Source organism: Pseudarthrobacter sp. NPDC058119, from assembly GCF_042884655.1.
Classification (GTDB): Bacteria; Actinomycetota; Actinomycetes; order Actinomycetales; family Micrococcaceae; genus Arthrobacter.
Genome location: NZ_JBHVTN010000001.1, coordinates 168,328 through 187,589 on the forward strand (window position 1 = coordinate 168,328; position 19,262 = coordinate 187,589).

The window sequence follows — 19,262 nt, forward strand, 5'->3', positions numbered from 1 at the left end:
CTTACATCCGTTCCGGCGCGGAAACGCCCAGCAGGTCAAGTCCGTTGGCCAGCACCTGGCTGGTGGCGTCATTGAGCCAGAGCCGGGTGCGGTTGAGGTCGGTGACGGGTTCTTCGCCCATGGGGGCGATACGGCAGGCGTCGTACCAGCGGTGGTAGGCGCCTGCGATGGCCTCGAGGTGGCGGGCCACGCGGTGCGGTTCGCGCAGTTCCGCGGCCTTGGCCACAATCGAGGGGTAGCTGCCCAGGTAGGACAGCAGCTCGTTTTCTGTGGCGTGGTCCAGGAGCGATGCGTCGAAGCTGTCCTGCCCGTCCAGCTGGCGTTCGACGCCGGCCGCCACGGCGTTGCGCGCGGCGCCGCGGGAACGGGCGTGGGCGTACTGGACGTAGAACACGGGGTTCTCGTTGCTGTGCTTCTTCAGCAGTTCAGGATCAAGCGTCAACGGCGAGTCGGCGGGGAACCGGGCCAGGGAGTAGCGGACGGCATCCTTGCCCAGCCACTCAATCAGGTCCTTGAGTTCGATGATGTTGCCCGCGCGCTTGGACAGCTTGGCTCCATTAACCGAAACCAGCTGGCCAATCAGCACCTCGATGTTGACTTCCGGATCATCCCCGGCCGCGGCGGCAATGGCCTTGAGCCGGTTGATGTAGCCGTGGTGGTCGGCGCCGAGGAGGTAGATCTTTTCCGTGAAGCCGCGGTCCTTCTTGGACAGGTAGTAGGCGGCATCCGCGGCGAAGTAGGTGGGCTCGCCGTTGGCTCGGATCATCACGCGGTCCTTGTCGTCGCCAAAGTCCGTGGTCCGCAGCCAGACCGCACCGCCGTCGTCGAACACGTGGCCCTGCTCGCGCAGGCGGGCCACGGCATTTTCGATCGCGCCGGCGTCGTGCAGTTCCTGCTCGGAGAAGAAGACGTCGAATTCGACGCCGAACTCGGCAAGGGTGGCCTTGATGTCCTTCATCTGGGCTTCATAGGCCGCGGCCCGGATGACCGGCAGGGCCGCAACTTCGGTGAGCTCGCGGATGTCCGGGTGGGCGGTGAGGACTTCTTGGCCCAGATCGGCGATGTACTGCCCTGGGTAGCCGCCGTCCGGAACCGGAAGCCCATGCAGGCGGGAATAGACGGAGTTGGCGAAGGTGTTCATCTGCGAGCCGGCGTCGTTGATGTAGTACTCCGCCGTGACGTCTGCGCCGGAAGCGCGCAGCACGCGGGCAATCGAGTCACCCAGGGCGGCCCAGCGGGTGTGGCCGATGTGCAGCGGACCGGTGGGATTGGCGGACACGAATTCCATGTTCACGGTGCGACCGGCGAGCGCAGTATTGGTGCCGTAGTCCTTGCCGGCCTCAACGATGACCTTGGCCAGGGCACCGGCGGCAGCGGCGTCCACCGTGATGTTCAGGAACCCCGGCCCGGCAATATCCACACCGGAGACCCCGTCGATGGACTTGAGCCGGCTGCTGAGGACGGCGGCGAATTCGCGCGGGTTGGTGCCGGCCTGCTTGGCGAGCTGGAGGGCGATGTTGGTGGCCCAGTCGCCGTGGTCCCGGTTCTTGGGCCGCTCCACGCGCACCTCAGCCGGAATGGCTGACGCTGCAAGGGCAATGTCACCGGCGGCGACGGCGTCCTTGAGGCAGGCGGATATGGCGAGGGAAAGTTCTTCGGGAGTCACCCCTCTAGCCTACCGGGGGCCAGTGACAGCAAAGAATTTGACGGCCACTCCCGCCGGGCTGCACGGAACAAATACGCTTCCCGGCCGCTCCGTGAACCATTCGGGCGGATCCTGCGTTGACTAAACCGTAGCCATTGCCGCACGGCGCCTCCCCCACAGGAGGGGGCCGGCCCCCACGAAGTGCAACTGCCCGAAACAGAAACGAGAGCCTTCATGAGACCCTCCTTCCCCAAAAGCCCAACCACTCCCGGGAGTACCGTTGCCCCCAAGGGCGCTTCCAGACCAGGAATCGTCCTGCGCCAGGGCTTCGCCGCCGGCATCGCCGGCCTGTCCCTGGCAGGAACCGTGGCGGGCTGCGCGCCGTCCACTGCCGACAGCACACCTGGGGCAACAGGTGCACCCTCCGCCCTGGCCGGCAGCGGCGAAGGCTACAAGGACGGCACCTACAGTGCGGACGGCAACTACGTTTCGCCCAACGGCACGGAGACGGTGGGGGTGCAGGTGACGCTTGCTGCGGGAAAAGTCACGGACGTCAAGATCACCCAGCACCCGTCCAACCCCAATACCCGCAAATTCCAGGGCCAGTTCGCCGGGGGCATCGCAGCCCAGGTGGTGGGCAGGAACATCGATGAGCTCAACGTTTCCAAGGTTTCCGGTTCCTCACTGACCAGCGGCGGGTTCAACCAGGCCCTGGCGAAGATCAAGGCGGAGGCGCACTAGGCGGTGCCCGCGACAGACCGGGAAGACTTTTCGTTCCAGGGGATCGGTACTGACTGGCACATCACCACTCCCCTGCCCTTGCCGCGCGACGTGCGGGCACGGGTGTTGGCCAAGGTGGAAAAGTTCGACGGCGAGTGGTCCCGTTTCCGCGCCGACTCCCGCGTTGCAGCCATGGCCCGGCAGCCCGGACGCTACCGCTTCCCGGATGAGGCCGCTCCGCTGGGTGAGCTGTACCGGCGGCTCTACGGGTTGACGGACGGCGCCATGACACCCCTCATTGGCGGCAGCCTGGAGCGCCTGGGGTATGGCCCGGAGTACTCCCTCCGGGCAGCGGGGCCGCCGCTCCCGGCACCGGCCTGGGAATCGGTGCTCAGCTGGGCCGGAACGGTCCTGGCCACGAGCGCCCCCGTGGTGCTCGACATCGGTGCCGCCGGCAAGGGCTTGCTGGTGGACCTGCTGGCCCGGGAACTGGAGGCTGCAGGGATTGGCGCGTTCGTCGTCGATGCCGGCGGTGACCTGCTGGCCAGGGGCACCGGCCCCGTCAGCGTGGCGCTTGAGCACCCCTACAACCCGGCACAGGCCATCGGCGTCGTGGACCTGCAGGACCGGGCGCTGTGCGCCTCGGCCGCCAACCGGCGCGCCTGGGGCGACGGACTGCACCATGTCCTGGACGGAACCACCGGGCAGCCGGTGCGGACCGCCGTCGCCACCTGGGCGCTGGCGGAGACAGCCATGGTTGCCGATGCCCTCGCCACTGCCCTCTTCTTCGTTCCGGGCGCCCTGCTCGCGGAGGCGTTCGAATTTTCCTGGCTGACAGTCTTTTCCGACGGCAGCGCAGCCTACTCGGCCGAATTCGAAGGGAAGCTGTTCCCATGACCCCCGTGGACACACCCCAAACCGGTCCGGCCCCCTCCCTGGCGGGACGGATCGGCACCGCCGTGGGCCGGTTCACCATGTACCGGCTCATCCTCCTGGTCCTGGCAGCACTTGCCGCTTACAGCCTGCTGCTCAACGTGCTGGGCTGGCTGACGTTCGGCATCCCCGCGATGCTGGCACACCTGGCACTGTGCCTCGGGTTGACCTGGGCCGCCAACCGGGCCCTGGCTGCGTTCTTCCAGGTGAATCCCCACACGGAGTCCTCCCTGATCACCGGGCTGCTGCTCTATTTCCTGTTCTGGCCCTCGCTGCAGCCCATGGACCTGGCCGGGGTGGCGCTGGCGTGCCTCCTGGCGTCGGCGTCGAAGTACGCACTGGCCTGGCGGGGACGGCACATCTTCAACCCTGCCGCGGCCGGCGCCTTCGCCACCGGCCTGACCGGGCTGAACATTGCGACGTGGTGGGCTGCGACACCGGCCATGCTCTGGCTGCTGGTGCCGGGCGTGCTGCTGGTCCTGCACCGGACGCGAAAGCTGTTGATGGCGGCCGTGTTCACTGCCGTTGCGGCCGCCATCATCAACGTTGAACTGCTTCGCTCCGGCATGACGGCCGGGACGGCGCTCTGGCAGGCCCTCGCGCAGCGTCCGGTGCTGTTCTTCGTGGGCTTCATGCTGACCGAGCCCCTCACGTTGCCGCCGCGGCGACGCCAGCAACTGGTCCTTGCCGCCGTGGTGGGCGTGCTCTTCGCGGTCCCGTGGAACCTGGGCATCGTGGCGAACTCCCCCGAGGCGGCGCTGCTGGCAGGCAACCTGCTGGCCTTCCTGGCCGGCCAGCGCGGGGCCGTGAAGCTCCGGTTTGCCGGAAGCCGCCCGCTGACGCCCACCACGGCCGAGTTCTCTTTCGAGCCCGCCAGGCCGGTGCGTTTCCTCCCCGGACAGTACATGGAGCTGGACCTCCCACACGCCAGGCCGGATGGGAAAGGCCGCCGCCGCGTGTTCAGCCTGACCGGTTCCCCCGGCGGGCGGCTGGTGTCTTTTGGTGTGCGCACGGCCGGACCGGTGTCTGCGGCAAAGGAGGCCCTCCTCGCGCTGAGGCCCGGTGACCAGGTGATGGCCACCGCGGTTGGCGGCGACTTTGTCCTGCCGCAGGATCCCCGCCGGCCGGTGCTGCTCATCGCCGCAGGCATCGGCATCACGCCATTCGTGTCCCACCTGTCCTCCGGTGCCCTGCGGGAGCGGGATGCCGTCCTCCTGCTCCTGGCCAGGAGTGCGGACGAAGTGCCCTACGCGGACGAACTCCGGGCCTCCGGACTCCCGGTGATGGTGATGCTGGCGGACGGCTCCCGGCCGCCGTCAGGCCTGGCCTCCGCGCCACCCGGAGCGCACGGCGCGCCGGGCCGGCTGGATGGAAAGGCGCTTGCGGCGCTGGTCCCGGACATTGCCCGCCGGGATGTGTTCGTCTCCGGCTCGCCGGCAAGCGTCGCATCCCTCCGCCGGGCAGCCCGCCGCGCCGGCGCGCGCAGGGTCAGAAGCGACTCTTTTGCCGGCTACTGAGGCCACGCCATCAGCCTTCGCGGACCTGGCCCTGCGCCTGTTTTCCCTTGCGGGCCACCTTCCTGCTAAGCTCTAGGACGTCCCGCCGGGAACAGCGGGATATCCGGAAAATTGCCCTCGTAGCTCAGGGGATAGAGCGTCTGCCTCCGGAGCAGAAGGCCGTAGGTTCGAATCCTACCGAGGGCACATGGAACCCCCCGCCGCTTCTTGAAGCGGCGGGGGTTTTTCGTTCCCGGGGGTCTGCCGCCCGGCGCCGGTCCGCCCGGGGAACCGGATCAGAACTTCAGTGCCGGCTCATCCAGGGTCGCCAAGGTCAGCACGGCTTCTTCAACCGTTTCGTGGTCCTCCAGTTCCCGCTCGATCCTGCGCAGGGCCACCGCCACCTCATGCTCCGGATGGTCCCCCTCCAGGTCCACGGCCGCCACGAGGTACAGCTTGCGCGGGCCAACGAATTCCAGGTGCAGGTAGGTGAGCCGGGCGATGTCGCGGTGCTCCAGCACCCGCCGCGCCATGGAACGCTCAATATCGGGGGTGACGCCCTGGCCCACCAGGAAGCGCCGGTTCCGGTCGATCAGGACCACGGCGACGACGGCGAGCAACACGCCGACAGCTATCGAACCAATCGCATCGGGCAGCGGGGACCCGGTGACCTGGTGCAGGAACACGCCAACGAACGCCACGACAAGGCCGACCAGCGCCGCGGCGTCCTCGGCGAAGACGGCGCGCAGCGTGGGATCGGAGCTGATGAGGACTTGTTCGAGGGTGTGCCGTTCCAGTTCATGGGCCGCTTTCCGGGTTTGGCGGAACGCCTGGACGAAGGAGATCCCTTCGAAGACGAAGGCCACTGCCAGGACGATGTACGCCACCATGAAGTCGGCGGCCGGCTCCGGGGAAATGATTTCCTGGATGCCGTGCATGATGGACACCACCGCACCGGCAGTAAACAGGCCGAACGCGGCGAACATCGACCAGACGTAGGCTTCGCGGCCGTACCCCATCGGGTGGCCCTTGTCCCGGGGCCGGGCCGACCGCCGTTCCGCGAAGAACAGGAACACCTGGTTGCCCGTATCCGCCCAGGAGTGCGCCGCCTCCGCCGCCATCGAAGCCGAGCCGGAGAGCACGGCTGCCACCGACTTTGCCGCCGCCACGAGCACGTTCGCCGCGAAGGCGATAATGACCGTCAGCAGGGTGGAACTGGACTTGGTTCGCTTTTCGGTTTCAGCCATGCGCTTACCGTACCCAGCGCGGACTGCTGCAGCCGGTTGCAGGCTGCTGAATTCCCGGCAGTGGCGTCACTCCCAATGTCGGCGCCTCCTCATAGGCTGGTTTCACCTAAATGAGGGGGTACGCCATGCACGTTCCGTTCTGTTCAATCGTTCCGCCGTACATGCTGCGCCGGCTGGCCCAGCAGGATGCGCCGGAGTTCACTTCCGCGGCCAGCGCCGCCAGGAAAGCGCTGGGCCACGTCGAATCGTTCCAGGCAGCGCGTTCGCAGGCTGTTCCGGCCCTCCCGCCCGGCCTGCGGCAGGAAAAACCGGGGCCTGTCGAACGGGCCATCTACGATGCCGGCGGCGGGGAAACCCTCCCGGGCAACCTTGTCCGCGAGGAAGGCGGACCCGCCACGCAGGATGCCGCGGCTGACGAAGCCTATGACGGGCTCGGATCCACGCACCGGCTCTATGCCGACGCCTTCGGGCGTGATTCCGTGGACGGCCGCGGCCTGAAGCTCGACGCCACGGTCCACTTCGGCACGCTGTACGACAATGCCTTCTGGAACGGCAGCCAGATGGTCTTTGGTGACGGCGACGGAGATGTCTTCGAACGGTTCACCAAGTCCGTGAGCGTCATAGGGCACGAGCTGGCCCACGGCGTCACCCAGTACTCGGCCGGGCTCGCCTACCGGAACCAGGCCGGCGCCCTGAACGAATCCATGTCCGACGTCTTTGGCGCGCTCGTTGAGCAGTACGTGAAGAACCAGCCGGCCGCGCAGGCCAGCTGGCTGATCGGGGAAGGCCTCTTCACGCCCAAGGTCCAGGGACAGGCCCTGCGGTCCATGAAAGCGCCCGGGACTGCGTACGACGACGATGTGCTGGGTAAAGACCCGCAGCCCGACTCCATGGATTCCTACGTCCGGACCAGCGCCGACAACGGAGGCGTCCACATCAACTCTGGGATCCCCAACCGCGCCTTCTACCTAGTGTCGGATGCGCTGGGCGGTTACGCGTGGGAGGCACCGGGCCGCATCTGGTACGAGACCCTGACAAACGGTTCACTGCCGCCGTCGGCAACCTTCAGCGCTTTCGCCCGTGCCACGGTGCGCGCCGCCTCGGACCTCTTCGGGTCCGGGTCCAGGGAGCATGACGCCGTCGCCGCAGCGTGGGAAACTGTGAAGGTCAAGGTTTAACCGTTGCCCCGGCGCCCCTTCCATTGGCTCCGGGCCCGGAGGGAAGCCCAGGGGCAGGCCATGAAGATCAAGGTGGAGCGCACCGGCGGGATCGCGGCGATCACGCGCGTATGGACCGTGGACGCCCGGACGGACAGCGACCTCAGCCAGTGGCAACCCATCGTCGAGGCTTGCCCGTGGGATGCGGTTCCCAGCACCCCCCGGGCAGCTGCGGCGGCCTTCGAGGCAGCCCAGCCGGACCGCTTCATCTACTCCATCACGGCAGGCCAGCGCAGGGCTGCCCTGCCAGAGCAAGCCCTCACCGGCCCCTGGCGCATCCTGGTTGATACCGCGCGCGCCGCCGCGGAGGAAGCCGGCGGCCCGCTTCCCGGCGCTGACACCGACGGCCCTGCCTGAGGGCGGCCGGCGGACCGGAACCGAATGGACAGTTCCTCACGGCAGTAGACTGTCTGCAGCCATGACTTTTCATATCTCCTATCCCGCCGAGCTGCCGGTTTCCGAGCGCCGCGAGGACCTGATGGCCGCCATCGCCGCCAACCAGGTGACCATCATCGCCGGCGAGACCGGCTCCGGAAAGACCACCCAGATCCCCAAGATGTGCCTGGAACTGGGACTGGGAGAGGAGGGCCTCATCGGGCACACCCAGCCGCGCCGGCTGGCAGCGCGGACGGTAGCCGAGCGCATCGCGGAGGAGCTCGGCGTCGAGATCGGCCAGGAAGTGGGCTTCCAGGTCCGTTTCACGGGTGAGGTCAGCAAAGCGACCAAGGTCAAACTCATGACCGACGGCATCCTGCTCGCCGAGATCCAGCGGGACAAGCTGCTGCGGAAATACAGCACCATCATTATTGACGAGGCCCACGAACGCAGCCTCAACATCGACTTCATCCTGGGCTACCTCAAGCGGATCCTCCCCCAGCGGCCCGACCTGAAGGTCATCATCACCTCGGCCACCATTGATCCCGAACGGTTCGCCAAGCACTTCGGCACCCCGGAAGACCCGGCCCCCATTGTTGAAGTTTCAGGCCGCACCTACCCGGTGGAAATCCGCTACCGCCCCCTCTCGCAGCCCAAAGAGGACGAAGAAGACGCCTCCGACGACGAACTTGAGGAGGACCGGGATCCACTGGACGCCGTCTGCGATGCCGTGGACGAACTTGCTGCCGAAGCCCCGGGCGACATCCTGGTGTTCTTCTCCGGCGAGCGCGAAATCCGGGATGCCGCGGAGGCATTGCAGGCCCGTATCCAGTCCAACCGCAGGCTGGCAAACACCGAGATCCTTCCCCTGTTTGCGCGCCTGAGCCTGCAGGAGCAGCACAAAGTCTTCCACCCCGGCAGCAAGCGCCGGATCGTGCTGGCCACCAACGTGGCCGAAACGTCCCTGACGGTTCCGGGCATCAAGTACGTTATCGATACCGGCACCGCGCGCATTTCCCGGTATTCGCACCGCACCAAGGTCCAGCGCCTGCCCATCGAGCGCGTCTCGCAGGCATCGGCCAACCAGCGCTCGGGCCGGTGCGGCCGTGTCTCCGACGGCATCGCCATCCGCCTCTACTCCGAGGAAGACTTCGAATCCCGGCCCCGGTTCACCGACCCCGAAATCCTCCGGACCAACCTCGCCGCCGTGATCCTCCAGATGACTGCCATGGGCGTGGCCAGGGGGCCCAAGGATGTTGAGGACTTCCCCTTCGTCGAACCGCCGGAAAGCCGCGCCATCAACGACGGCGTCACGCTCCTTCGCGAGCTTGGCGCCCTGGCTCCCGCACCCCCCCACGGGACGGGGGCCAAGCCTGAAGCAGCCGCCGGCCGGGGCGGGCCGCAAGGCGGCGGCCTTACCGCCGTCGGGCAGAAACTTGCCCAACTTCCCGTGGATCCCCGCCTGGGCCGCATGATCGTGGAAGCAGGAAAGCGCGGCTGCGTCCGCGAAGTCATGGTGCTGGCCGCCGCGCTCACCATCCAGGACCCCCGCGAACGGCCCACGGACAAGCAGCAGCTGGCTGCGGAAAAGCACAACCGCTTCCGGGACGAAAACTCGGACTTCACCGGCTACCTCAACCTCTGGAACTACCTGCAGGAGAAGCAGCAGGAGCTGTCGTCATCGGCATTCCGCCGGCTGTGCCGCGCCGAATTCATCAACTACCTGCGTGTCCGGGAATGGCAGGACCTCTTCACCCAGTTGCGCCAGCTCGCCCGGCCGCTGGGCATCACACTGGACAATAAGCGGCTTGCAGATCCGGTGGGCAACCACGACGGAATCCATATCAGCCTGCTCTCCGGGCTCCTAAGCCATATCGGCATCCTGGACGAGCGCAAGCGCGAATACGCGGGCGCACGCGGCAGCCGTTTTGCGATCTTCCCCGGATCGGCACTGTTCAAGAAGTCCCCCACGTTCGTCATGGCAGCCGAACTGGTGGAGACCAGCCGGCTTTGGGCCAGGGTGGCTGCCAAATTCGATCCGGCATGGGCCGAACAGGTGGCCCCGGACCTGGTGAAGCGCACCTACAGCGAACCGCACTGGTCCACCAAGCAGGGCGCGGTCATGGCCTACGAAAAGGTCACCCTCTATGGCGTTCCGATCATCGCGCAGCGGCGGATCAATTACGGCCGGGTGGATCCGGTGGTGGCCAGGGAACTGTTCATCCGGCACGCCCTGGTGGAAGGCGACTGGCGCACCCACCACAAGTTCTTCCACCGCAACCGGGCGCTCCTGCACGAGGTGGAGGAGCTCGAGGCCCGCATGCGCCGCCGGGACTTGCTGGTGGATGACGAAACGCTGTTCGAGTTCTATGACGCCAGGATCGGCCCCGATGTGGTGTCCGAGCGGCACTTCGACAAGTGGTGGAAGGATGCCCGCCGGGAGAACCCGGACCTCCTGGATTACGACAAGTCGCTGCTCCTCAGTGATGACGCCGACGACCTCGACGTCTCCGCCTACCCGAAGACCTGGCTGCACAAGGGCTTCGAGCTTCCGCTGACGTACGAATTCCATCCGGTCGCCCCGGGGTCCGCGCCCGACCCGTCCGACGGCGTCACTGCCGAAGTGCCGGTCCTGTTCCTCAACCAGCTCGACGACGCCCCGTTCCGGTGGCTGATCCCCGGCCAGCGGGTGGAGCTGGTGACCGCCCTGATCAAGTCGCTGCCCAAGCAGGTGCGGAAGAACTTCGTCCCCGCGCCCGATATTGCCCGGCAAGCCGTGGCCGTCCTCGAGTCCGATTTCGATCCCGCCACGGACGAACTGGAGCCCTCGCTGGAACTGGCACTGCGGCGGCTCCGCGGGGCGATCATCCCGCCCGGTTCATGGAACTGGGACGCTGTGCCCCCGCACCTGCGCGTCAGTTTCAAGGTGGTGGACAGCAAGGGCAAGGTCCTGGGCGAGGGCAAGGACCTCGTCGGCCTCCAGGAGCATCTGGCGCCCGCCACGCGCCGTGCCATCGCCCAGTCGCTCGGGGCCACCCCCGCCTCCACCTTGCCCGGCGGCAGTACCACGCAGCGCCGGAACGGAAAGGCGTCCGACGCCGGGTCCCCGGCCCGTCAGCAGGCTACCGGAGTGCCGGGCGCGGGTTTCGTGGAGCAGGAGGGCCTGACGGAATGGACCTTCGGCACCATCGAGCGCCAAGTCAGCAGCATGGTCAAGGGCCACACGGTCACCGGATATCCGGCCCTGGTGGACCAGGGCGCATCGGTGTCCCTCCGCGTGTTCCAGACGGCCGGGGAACAGCTCGACGCCATGCGTGGCGGCGTGATCAGGCTCTTGGCGCTGCGCATCCCGGCGCCTGACCGCTACGTCCTGGAGCACCTGAGCAATACCGAGAAACTCACCTTCAGCCAGAATCCGCACGGTTCGGTGACAGCCCTGATCGCCGACTGTGCCCTGGCGGCCATCGACAAGCTCACGCCCGCGGAACTTCCGTGGGACCGTACGGCATTCGATGCGTTGTACGAGGTGGTGCGCGCGGAACTGATCGACACGGTCTTCTCGGTGACGGCCGTCGTCGAGCGCATCCTTGCCAGCACCCGCCGGATCGAAAAACAGCTCAAGGGCACCACCAGCCTCGCCCTGATCAGCGCGCTCAACGACATCAGGAGCCAGCTGGAGCAGCTCGTCTATCCGGGTTTTGTGGCACGCACGGGCTACGCCCAGCTCAGCCAGCTGCCGCGGTACCTTGCAGCCATCGAGAAGCGGCTGGAGCGACTCCCCGGGAACGTCCAGCGCGATGCCCTGAACATGGCAGTGGTGCAGCGGCTCGAGGACGACTACGACGACGCCGTGTCCGCGCTGCTGCCCGGACGGCGGGCCGGACGGGAGTTAACCCAGGTGCGCTGGATGCTGGAGGAACTCCGGGTCAGCCTCTTCGCCGTCGAGCTCGGAACTGCCTACTCCGTGTCCGAGAAGCGGATCCGGACCGTGCTTAACAAGGCCCTGGCGCCGGCCTGAGGGTCTGCCCACCGTCCCCGCAAGGGCAGGAGCGACTGCGTGCCGGGCCTGCGGGGCCCGGACACGCAGCAAGCCGCCATCAGGCCGCCGGAACGGATTCGCCGTAACCGGCCGCCCGGAGTCCTTCGCGCAGCTTTTCCGCGTTGGCGTCCAGCACGGCTGGGTCGGGGTCCTGGTCCGCTGAGCCGAAATCGAAGTCGGCCATGCTTTGTGATGGCCACACGTGGACATGCAGGTGGTTGACCTCGTAGCCCGCCACGATCAGCCCGGCACGCCGGGCGCCGAAAGTGTCCACCTGGACGGCACCAATACGCCGCGCCACTTCCATGACCCTGGCAAGGGTCTCCGGCGACGCGTCGGTCCAGCGGTCCACTTCTTCGGTGGGGACCACCAGGGTGTGGCCGTCGGCGAGCGGGCCGGTGGTGAGGAACGCCGCCACGTCGTCCTCGCGCCAGACGAACCGGCCGGGAATTTCGCCCTTCAGGATCTTGGTGAACAGGGTGCTCATGCGTCTGCCTCCTCGGCTGCTGCCTGCAGCGTGCTGCTGTCCAGCACGAACCGGTACTTGACGTCGCCGGCGACCATCCGGTCGTACGCTTCATTCAGCTGGCCGGCGGCCACCACCTCGATGTCGGCAACCACGCCGTGCTCAGCGCAGAAGTCGAGCATTTCCTGGGTTTCGGCGATGCCGCCAATCAGTGACCCGGCGTAGGCGATGCGGCGCCGGATCAGTGCGCCCGGGTTGACGGGCGGCATGGCGTCGGAAGGCAGCCCCAGCTGGAAGAGCGCCCCATCCACGCGGAGGGTGCGGAAGAAGGGGTTCAGGTCATGCGGGGCCGCCACGGTGTCGATGATGAGGTCGATGGTGCGGTTCGCGGCGGCCATGGCAGCCTCGTCCCGGGACAGGACAACGTCGTCGGCCCCAAGTTCCAGGGCGGCGGCAACCTTCGATTCGGAGGTGGTGAACACCACCACCTTCGCACCCATGGCCTTTGCCAGCTTGACGGCCATGTGGCCCAGGCCGCCCAGCCCCACGACGCCCACCACGTCGCCTTCTTCGACGTCGAAATGCCGCAGCGGCGAAAAGGTGGTGACGCCCGCGCACAGCAGGGGCGCGACGGCGGCAGGGTCCAGCGAGTCAGGGACGCGGAGGACGTAGCGGCGGTCCACGACGATGGACGACGAATAGCCGCCCTGGGTGATGGCGTCGCCGTTCCGCCGGTCCTTGGCACCGTAGGTGCCGGTCATGCCGTTTTCGCAGTACTGCTCAAGGCCGTCCAGGCAGCTCTCACATTCCCGGCAGGAGTCCACCATGCAGCCAACGCCGACGCGGTCGCCCACGGCGAACTCGGTGACGTTCGAACCGGTCCTGCTGACCGTTCCCACGATCTCGTGGCCGGGGACCAAGGGATAAGCCTGGCCGCCCCATTCTCCCCGGGTGGCGTGCACGTCCGAATGGCAGAGCCCGCAGAACTCGATGGCGATCTCCACGTCGTCCGGTTTCGGGGCGCGCCGGGCAACTGTCAGCGGCACCAACCCGCTGTCGCCGGACACAGCGCCATAGGCGGCAGCGCGTATTCCGGTTTCGGCGCCTGCGGGTGGGATGGGATTGGCAAGGGGCGGTGGTACGGGTCGTCCTAGTGTCATACTGCGACGCTACCCCCGGGTCCACCGGAGTTTCCAGCCGGGTCCGGGGCGTCCCCCGGCTCCGGCCCCGTGGCCACGGGCAGGTCCGGGCGGTTTGACCACTCCGAGAAGGAGCCCGGGTAGAGGGCGGCGGAGAAACCGGCCAGTTCCAGTGCAGCCACCTCGTGCGCCGCCGTGACGCCGGAACCGCAGTAGACAGCAATCGGCCGGCTGTCCTTGACCCCCAGGGATTCGAACCTCTTCCGCAGTTCCTCCGGCGGAAGGAACCGCCCGGAACCGTCCACGTTCGCAGTGGTGGCAGCGCTGACGGCGCCGGGGATGTGGCCGGCACGGGGGTCGATGGGTTCAACCTCGCCCCGGTAGCGCTCCCCCGCCCTCGCGTCGAGCAACAGGCCTCCCTGCGGCCAGCCGGCGGCAGCACCGGCGTCGAGCACGCGCATCTGCCCGCTGCCCAACTCCACGTCGCCGGGAACTGGATGGACCGGGCCCGCTTCAAGTGGCAGGCCCGCGGCACGCCAGGCGCCCAGGCCGCCGTCGAGCAGGTACACCTCAGCCAGTCCGGCGTCGCGCAGCATCCACCACACCCTGGCCGCCGCCATGTTGCCGCTGTCATCGTAGGCAACCACGACGTCACCATTGCGCATGCCCCACCGGCGTGCCGACTCCTGGAAGCGCGCGGGGGACGGCAGCGGGTGGCGCCCCCGGTCCGGGACGGCAGGATCTGCAAGCTCCGTGGCCAGGTCAACGAACACGGCGCCCGGCAGGTGCTCCGCGAGATAGTGGTCATGTCCATGCGGGTCGCCCAGTGCCCAGCGCACATCCAGCAGCACCGTCCGGTGCCCGGCGGCGAGCCTGGCCTCCAGGCCGGGGACGTCAATCAGCGGATTCATCAAGCTCCTTCTGCAGGATCCGGGCCACCTGCCGGCGCAGGCAACGGTCCAACTCTAGACGGGCAGTCCGGCTGCGCGGGTAGGCTGGTGCGGTGAAGATCGAGGGCGGCACCAGCACGGGCAGCGGAGGAACGGACCGGGACTGGGCGGACCGGGCCATCCGCACCATCACGGCAGAGAACAACCGTTCCGCGGACACCCACCTCTACTCGGTGGCCCTGCCGGAGCACTGGGGCATCCAGCTGTACCTCAAGGACGAGTCAACCCACCGGTCCGGCAGCCTCAAGCACCGGTTGGCCAGGTCGCTGTTCCTGTTCGGGCTGGTCAACGGCTGGATCCGGGAAGACACCACCATCGTCGAGGCCTCCAGCGGAAGCACCGCTGTTTCGGAGGCGTACTTCGCCCAGCTGCTGGGGCTGCCCTTCGTCGCCGTCATGGCGCGCACCACCAGCCCGGAAAAGATCGCGCTGATCGAACAGTTCGGCGGCTCATGTTTGCTGGTGGAAAACGCCTCTGACGTCTATGCGGCGGCCGAAGACGTGGCAGCCACCTGCAACGGGCATTACATGGACCAGTTCACCTACGCGGAGCGGGCAACGGACTGGCGCGGCAACAACAACATCGCTGAATCGATCTTCGGGCAGCTCGAACTGGAGCCGCACCCGGTGCCGGACTGGATCGTGGTGGGGGCCGGCACCGGCGGAACGAGCGCGACGATCGGCAGGTACTTGCGCTACCACAGCCATCCCACCAGGCTGCTGGTGGTGGATCCGGAAAACTCCGCGTTCTACCCCGGCTGGCTGGGGGAATCAGCCGGAAAGCCCACCGGCCTGCCATCCCGGATCGAAGGCATCGGCCGGGCGCGGATGGAGCCCAGTTTCATTCCCACTGTCATCGACAGGATGGTCCAGGTACCGGACGCGGCGTCGGTAGCCGCGATGCGGCACCTGCGTTCCTATGCCGGACTGCACGCCGGGCCGTCCACCGGAACCAACCTGTGGGGTGTGTGGCGGACAATTGCCGGCATGTTGTCGGAGGGCCGCCGGGGAAGCGTTGTGTCGTTGATGTGCGACGGCGGCGAACGCTATGCGGGCAGCTACTGGAACCGGGACTGGCTGGCTTCCCAGGGGCTGGATCCGGCGCCGCATGAAGCCGTGATCGGCCGCTTCCTGGACACCGGGGAGTGGACCGGCTAGACCTCCACGGACTCCCGTGGTGCCAGGTGCCGGTAATCCGTGCCGTACTTGGCCCCGATACGCTTGACGTGTCCCTCGACAACGCCCAGGCCGTTCTCGTTGAGCAGCCCGTCATGGATCTGGAACGCCCGCGGCGCCCGCACCGCAATCACGAAGTCCACCACCTCGGCGGACTTGCTCCAGGGCGCGTGCAGCGGCACCAGGAGTGTCTGGACCGTAACGCCGTCCGGGACGATGAAGGAATCCCCCGGGTGGTAGACGTTCTGGTCTACCAGGAAACCGATGTTGGCCACCATGGGAATTTGCGGGTGGATCAGGGCGTGCTGGCCGCCAAAGCTGCGGATGTCGAAGCCGGCAGCCTGGAAGGAGGACCCGGGTTCCACGGCGTGGATGCGGTCAACGGCGCCGGGAGCATCCTGGCGCAGTTGCTGGGCCACCGGCTCCGGAGCGTGGAGCTCAAGGTCCTGGTTGCCATGCAGGGCTTCCACCACCGCCTTGGTGTCCAGGTGGTCGGCATGTTCGTGGGTTACCAGGACAGCCTGCGCTCCGGACAGCGCCTCTGCGGTTTCGGAAAAGGTGCCTGGGTCGAGGACCAGGACCCCGCCCTCCTTCTCGAGCCGGACACAGGCGTGGGTGTATTTGGTCAGCTTCATAGACGCCAGCCTAGGGTCCGTCCCGGAACGCTGTCCACGAAGTCCAGGCTGGTAATCTTGATGTTTGCCCCAAGGAAGCGAGTTCGTCCATGCCGATCGGCGTCAAGGCTGATTCCGCCGCCCCGTCCCCGGCGGGAGGCGGCAAGGAACAGCGAGTAACCAAGCAGCGCAAAGCCGTCAGTGCCGCCCTGGACCGCCTGGATGACTTTGTCAGCACGCAGGAGCTCTACCGGATCCTGCAGAACCAGGGCGTGTCGGTTTCGCTCGCCACCGCGTACCGGATCCTGCAGTCCCTCGCCGATGAGGGCCTGGTTGACGTGTTGCGCAACGGAGACGGCGAGGCTGTGTACCGGCGCTGTGCGGTGACCGCCCACCACCACCACCTGCTGTGCAGGAACTGCGGCAAAGCTGTCGAGGTGGAAGCTCCTGCCGTGGAGACCTGGGCTGTGCGCACCGCTGCCGAGCACGGTTTTACCGCAGTGGACCACACGGTGGAAATTTTCGGGCTGTGCCCGGACTGCACGGCCCTTAAGGCTGCCGGGAAGCTGTAAGGACGCGCCCGTTGAGGCCGCGGGCCTCGCGCATGGAACCGATGGTCCGGCACACCACGTAGATCAGGAACGACAACGTGGTGATATAGGGGCTGATGGGAATCCTCCCGCCAAGGGCCAACAGGATTCCGCCCACCGTGGCGGATACTGCGAAGACAACGCTGAGGACCACCGCCACCGCCGGCGAGGACGTGACCCGGAGCGCTGCGGCCGCGGGGGTGATGAGCAGGGCGAGCACCAGCAGGGCGCCCACCACCTGGATGGACAGGGCCACACTGACGCCCAGGATGATCATGAACACGATCGCCAGACTGCGGACGGGCACTCCCCGGGCCTCGGCGAGTTCGGGATCCACGCTGGCGAAGTTCAGCGGGCGCCAGATGGCCACCAGCACAAGCATGACGACGACGGCAGTCCCGGCGAGTGCCTGCAGCTGGACCGTATCCACGGAGACGATTTGCCCGGTCAGCAGGCCGAACTTGTTCGCAGCGCGCCCCTGGTACAGGGACAGGAACAGGATTCCCAGGCCCAGCCCGAACGGCATGATGACCCCGATGATGGAGTTCTTGTCCCGTGCACGGACCCCCATCAGCCCCAGCAGGAGCGCGGCCGCCACCGACCCCACCAGGGAGCCAAAGACGACATCCGCGCCGACCAGCAGGGCGAACGCAGCTCCCGCAAAGGAGAGCTCGGAAATGCCGTGGACGGCGAAGGCAAGATCACGCTTCATCACGAAGGTGCCCACCAGGCCACCCAGGAGCCCAAGGATGGCACCGGCCCAGATGGAGTTCTGGACCAGGACCAGCAGTTCGCCGTAGTTATCGAAATTGAAGATGGCCCCCAGGATGCTGTCGGCGTCCATTACGCCACCTCCCCTGCCATCGTGTCCGCCTCGGCGTGGTGGTGATGGGTGGTGGCGTCGGGCAGGCCGACCACGACGATCCGCCCATTGGCGCGGATGACCTCCACATGGCTGCCGTAGAGGTCCGACAGGACTTCGGTGGTCATGACCTCGTCCGGCGCCCCGACGCGGAAACGTCCCCCGGCGAGGTAGAGGACCCGGTCCACATACTCGATGATCGGATTGATTTCGTGGGTAACGAAGACCACTGCGCTGTTGTGTTCCCGGCTTTGCTTGCTGATCAGGGCGCTTACTGCCTGCTGGTGGTGCAGGTCCAGGGACAGCAGCGGCTCGTCGCAGAGCAGGACCTGGGGGTCGGTGGCCAAAGCCTGCGCCACGCGAAGCCGCTGCTGCTCGCCGCCGGACAGCTGCCCTACCGGGACGTTGGCGTAATCGGAGGCGCCCACGAGTTCAAGGAGCTCGTCCACCTTCCGGTTGGTCCTGGCCGATGAGAGCCGGATGCCCCAGCGGTGGCCGTCCACTCCCAGTGCCACCAGGTCCCGGGCCCGCATGGGGGTGTCGGGGGCAAAGGATTTCTGCTGGGGAATGTAGCCGATCAGGCTGCTCCCGCGCTCCACGGGATGGCCGCCCAGCGCGGCTTCGCCCGAGTGCAGCTTCTGCAGGCCCAGCAGGACCTTCAGGAAGCTGGTTTTGCCGCTGCCGTTCGGGCCCAGTACCGCAAAGAACTCCCCGGGCCTGATGTCGAGGTCGAGGTCCTCCCAGAGCGTGCGCTGGCCGAACTTGAGGCACGCCCCTTTGAGGCTGACGACGGATTTCACCTGTTTGTCTCCAGAACCTTGCCGATGTTGTTCACATTGTCCGTCATCCACTGCAGGTAGGTCTTGCCTTCGGGCAGTGTCTCGGTGAAGTCCACGACGGGGACTCCGGCGCTTTCGGCTGCTTTTTTCAGCGCTTCGGTCTGGGGGCCTTCCGTCTGGGCGTTGTAGGCCAGCAGGCGGACCGCCTTGGATCCGACCAGGTCCGTGGCTTCCTTCAGGACGGCGGGCGGAACATCGGTTCCCTCCTCGATGGCCGCCGTGTACTGCGCCGGCGTCGCGTTGTCCAGCCCGGCGTCCGCCAGCAGGTACAGCGGTACCGGCTCTGTGACTGCCACCTTGCCCCCTCCGCGGGAGGCCTTCAGGGCATCGATCTGGCCGTGCAGGGCAGACAGGGAGGACTTGAAGGAGTCCGCGTTGGCGGTGAAGGTTGCAGCAGAGCCCGGGTCCAGAGCGGCGAGCTTGCCGGCGATGCCGTCTGCCAGGCGCTCCATCGCGGGAAGGCTGTACCAGACGTGCTCGTTGAAGTCACCATGGTCGTGGCCATCGTGCGCTCCGGAAGTCTCCGTGGCGGCAGGCTGCGGTGACGACGCAGCGTCGTCGGGATGGGCAAGGCCGGAAACGTCGACGGCGGTCAGCACCGAGGCACTGTCGAGCTTGCTGCCCTCCACCAGGGTGTGGATGAAGTCGTCATATCCCCCGCCGTTTTCGATGACCAGGCTGGCTTTGGACACCGCCAGCCGGTCCTGGGCGGTCGCCTCGTAGGAGTGCGGGTCCTGTCCAGCGTTGTTGATGATGGCGGTTACCTTGACCTTGTCCCCTCCGATGCTCCGGGCAATATCCCCGTAGACATTCGTCGATGCCACCACGGCGATCCCCTGTGCCGGGTCGGCGGTTTGGGAGGGCTGGGGACTGCAGGCACTGAGCAGGAGGCCGAAACCCGCGAGGGCGGCAAGGAAGGAGCTGGCAGCGGCTGGACGGCGCACGGAAAACCTCA

General features: G+C 67.2%; 17 protein-coding genes and 1 tRNA gene. 9 read left to right on the forward strand and 9 right to left on the reverse strand.

The genetic code is table 11. From position 1 onward, the window contains the following. Position 1: 1 nt before the first annotated feature. Positions 2–1,666, reverse strand: a complete 1,665-nt coding sequence (gene argS, locus ACFVTD_RS00785; protein WP_387556706.1) for an arginine--tRNA ligase — start codon at positions 1,664–1,666, stop codon at positions 2–4. A 345-nt stretch (positions 1,667–2,011) separates the two neighbouring features. Between argS and ACFVTD_RS00790 the strand changes: the two genes are divergently transcribed. The 4 genes from ACFVTD_RS00790 (at position 2,012) to ACFVTD_RS00805 (ending at position 5,001) form a co-directional block, all read left to right on the forward strand. Beyond that, positions 2,012–2,386, forward strand: a complete 375-nt coding sequence (locus ACFVTD_RS00790; protein WP_387558908.1) for an FMN-binding protein — start codon at positions 2,012–2,014, stop codon at positions 2,384–2,386. A 3-nt stretch (positions 2,387–2,389) separates the two neighbouring features. Continuing rightward, complete coding sequence (locus tag ACFVTD_RS00795; protein ID WP_387556708.1) at positions 2,390–3,262, forward strand: FAD:protein FMN transferase; 873 nt, start codon at positions 2,390–2,392, stop codon at positions 3,260–3,262. Continuing rightward, a complete protein-coding gene (locus tag ACFVTD_RS00800; RefSeq protein WP_387556710.1) occupies positions 3,259–4,815 on the forward strand; it encodes a ferredoxin--NADP reductase in 1,557 nt (518 codons plus the stop codon). The genes ACFVTD_RS00795 and ACFVTD_RS00800 overlap by 4 nt, the downstream gene beginning before the upstream one ends. A gap of 113 nt (positions 4,816–4,928) precedes the next feature. Further along, a tRNA-Arg gene (locus ACFVTD_RS00805) sits at positions 4,929–5,001 on the forward strand. A gap of 89 nt (positions 5,002–5,090) precedes the next feature. Here the strand turns inward: ACFVTD_RS00805 and ACFVTD_RS00810 are convergent. Next, positions 5,091–6,041: a cation diffusion facilitator family transporter gene (locus ACFVTD_RS00810; protein ID WP_387556712.1), complete on the reverse strand. Its 951-nt coding sequence runs from the start codon at positions 6,039–6,041 to the stop codon at positions 5,091–5,093. Between the two features lie 125 nt (positions 6,042–6,166). Between ACFVTD_RS00810 and ACFVTD_RS00815 the strand changes: the two genes are divergently transcribed. The 3 genes from ACFVTD_RS00815 to hrpA all read left to right on the forward strand — a co-directional run bounded on the left by ACFVTD_RS00815 (position 6,167) and on the right by hrpA (position 11,651). Then, on the forward strand, positions 6,167–7,219 hold the full coding sequence (locus tag ACFVTD_RS00815) for a M4 family metallopeptidase (RefSeq protein ID WP_387556714.1): 1,053 nt from the start codon (positions 6,167–6,169) through the stop codon (positions 7,217–7,219). Between the two features lie 60 nt (positions 7,220–7,279). Next, entirely contained in the window at positions 7,280–7,615 is a 336-nt protein-coding gene (locus ACFVTD_RS00820; RefSeq protein ID WP_387556716.1) for a protealysin inhibitor emfourin, read from the forward strand. Positions 7,616–7,676: 61 nt separating this feature from the next. Beyond that, positions 7,677–11,651 carry an ATP-dependent RNA helicase HrpA gene (gene hrpA / locus ACFVTD_RS00825; RefSeq protein ID WP_387556718.1) on the forward strand — a complete coding sequence of 1,325 codons (3,975 nt, stop codon included), beginning with the start codon at positions 7,677–7,679 and terminating at the stop codon, positions 11,649–11,651. A gap of 79 nt (positions 11,652–11,730) precedes the next feature. On the opposite strand, the gene ACFVTD_RS00830 is transcribed toward hrpA, so the two are convergent. Genes ACFVTD_RS00830 through ACFVTD_RS00840 form a run of 3 tightly spaced genes read right to left on the reverse strand, consistent with a single transcriptional unit; the run spans position 11,731 to position 14,188 of the window. Then, positions 11,731–12,159, reverse strand: a complete 429-nt coding sequence (locus tag ACFVTD_RS00830; protein WP_387556720.1) for an HIT family protein — start codon at positions 12,157–12,159, stop codon at positions 11,731–11,733. After that, positions 12,156–13,298 (reverse strand): NAD(P)-dependent alcohol dehydrogenase, encoded by a 1,143-nt coding sequence (locus ACFVTD_RS00835; RefSeq protein WP_387556723.1) that lies wholly within the window; start codon positions 13,296–13,298, stop codon positions 12,156–12,158. Before ACFVTD_RS00835 ends, ACFVTD_RS00830 begins: the two co-directional genes overlap by 4 nt. Continuing rightward, on the reverse strand, positions 13,295–14,188 hold the full coding sequence (locus ACFVTD_RS00840; RefSeq protein WP_387556726.1) for a sulfurtransferase: 894 nt from the start codon (positions 14,186–14,188) through the stop codon (positions 13,295–13,297). The genes ACFVTD_RS00835 and ACFVTD_RS00840 overlap by 4 nt, the downstream gene beginning before the upstream one ends. 92 nt (positions 14,189–14,280) lie before the next feature. Between ACFVTD_RS00840 and ACFVTD_RS00845 the strand changes: the two genes are divergently transcribed. Next, the gene (locus ACFVTD_RS00845; protein WP_387556729.1) at positions 14,281–15,384 is read left to right on the forward strand and encodes a PLP-dependent cysteine synthase family protein; all 1,104 of its coding nucleotides are present in this window, start codon (positions 14,281–14,283) and stop codon (positions 15,382–15,384) included. Here ACFVTD_RS00845 and ACFVTD_RS00850 read toward each other — a convergent pair. Then, positions 15,381–16,037 carry an MBL fold metallo-hydrolase gene (locus ACFVTD_RS00850; protein WP_387556732.1) on the reverse strand — a complete coding sequence of 219 codons (657 nt, stop codon included), beginning with the start codon at positions 16,035–16,037 and terminating at the stop codon, positions 15,381–15,383. The two genes, ACFVTD_RS00845 and ACFVTD_RS00850, sit on opposite strands and share 4 nt — an antisense overlap. 89 nt (positions 16,038–16,126) lie before the next feature. Here ACFVTD_RS00850 and ACFVTD_RS00855 point away from each other — a divergent pair, with 89 nt between their 5' ends. Then, the gene (locus tag ACFVTD_RS00855; protein WP_387556735.1) at positions 16,127–16,588 is read left to right on the forward strand and encodes a Fur family transcriptional regulator; all 462 of its coding nucleotides are present in this window, start codon (positions 16,127–16,129) and stop codon (positions 16,586–16,588) included. Here ACFVTD_RS00855 and ACFVTD_RS00860 read toward each other — a convergent pair. Genes ACFVTD_RS00860 through ACFVTD_RS00870 form a run of 3 tightly spaced genes read right to left on the reverse strand, consistent with a single transcriptional unit; the run spans position 16,566 to position 19,251 of the window. Continuing rightward, positions 16,566–17,450 carry a metal ABC transporter permease gene (locus tag ACFVTD_RS00860; protein ID WP_387556737.1) on the reverse strand — a complete coding sequence of 295 codons (885 nt, stop codon included), beginning with the start codon at positions 17,448–17,450 and terminating at the stop codon, positions 16,566–16,568. The genes ACFVTD_RS00855 and ACFVTD_RS00860 overlap by 23 nt on opposite strands. Continuing rightward, positions 17,450–18,268: a metal ABC transporter ATP-binding protein gene (locus tag ACFVTD_RS00865; protein ID WP_387556740.1), complete on the reverse strand. Its 819-nt coding sequence runs from the start codon at positions 18,266–18,268 to the stop codon at positions 17,450–17,452. Before ACFVTD_RS00865 ends, ACFVTD_RS00860 begins: the two co-directional genes overlap by 1 nt. After that, positions 18,265–19,251, reverse strand: a complete 987-nt coding sequence (locus ACFVTD_RS00870; protein WP_387556743.1) for a metal ABC transporter solute-binding protein, Zn/Mn family — start codon at positions 19,249–19,251, stop codon at positions 18,265–18,267. The genes ACFVTD_RS00865 and ACFVTD_RS00870 overlap by 4 nt, the downstream gene beginning before the upstream one ends. Between the last annotated feature and the right edge of the window lie 11 nt (positions 19,252–19,262).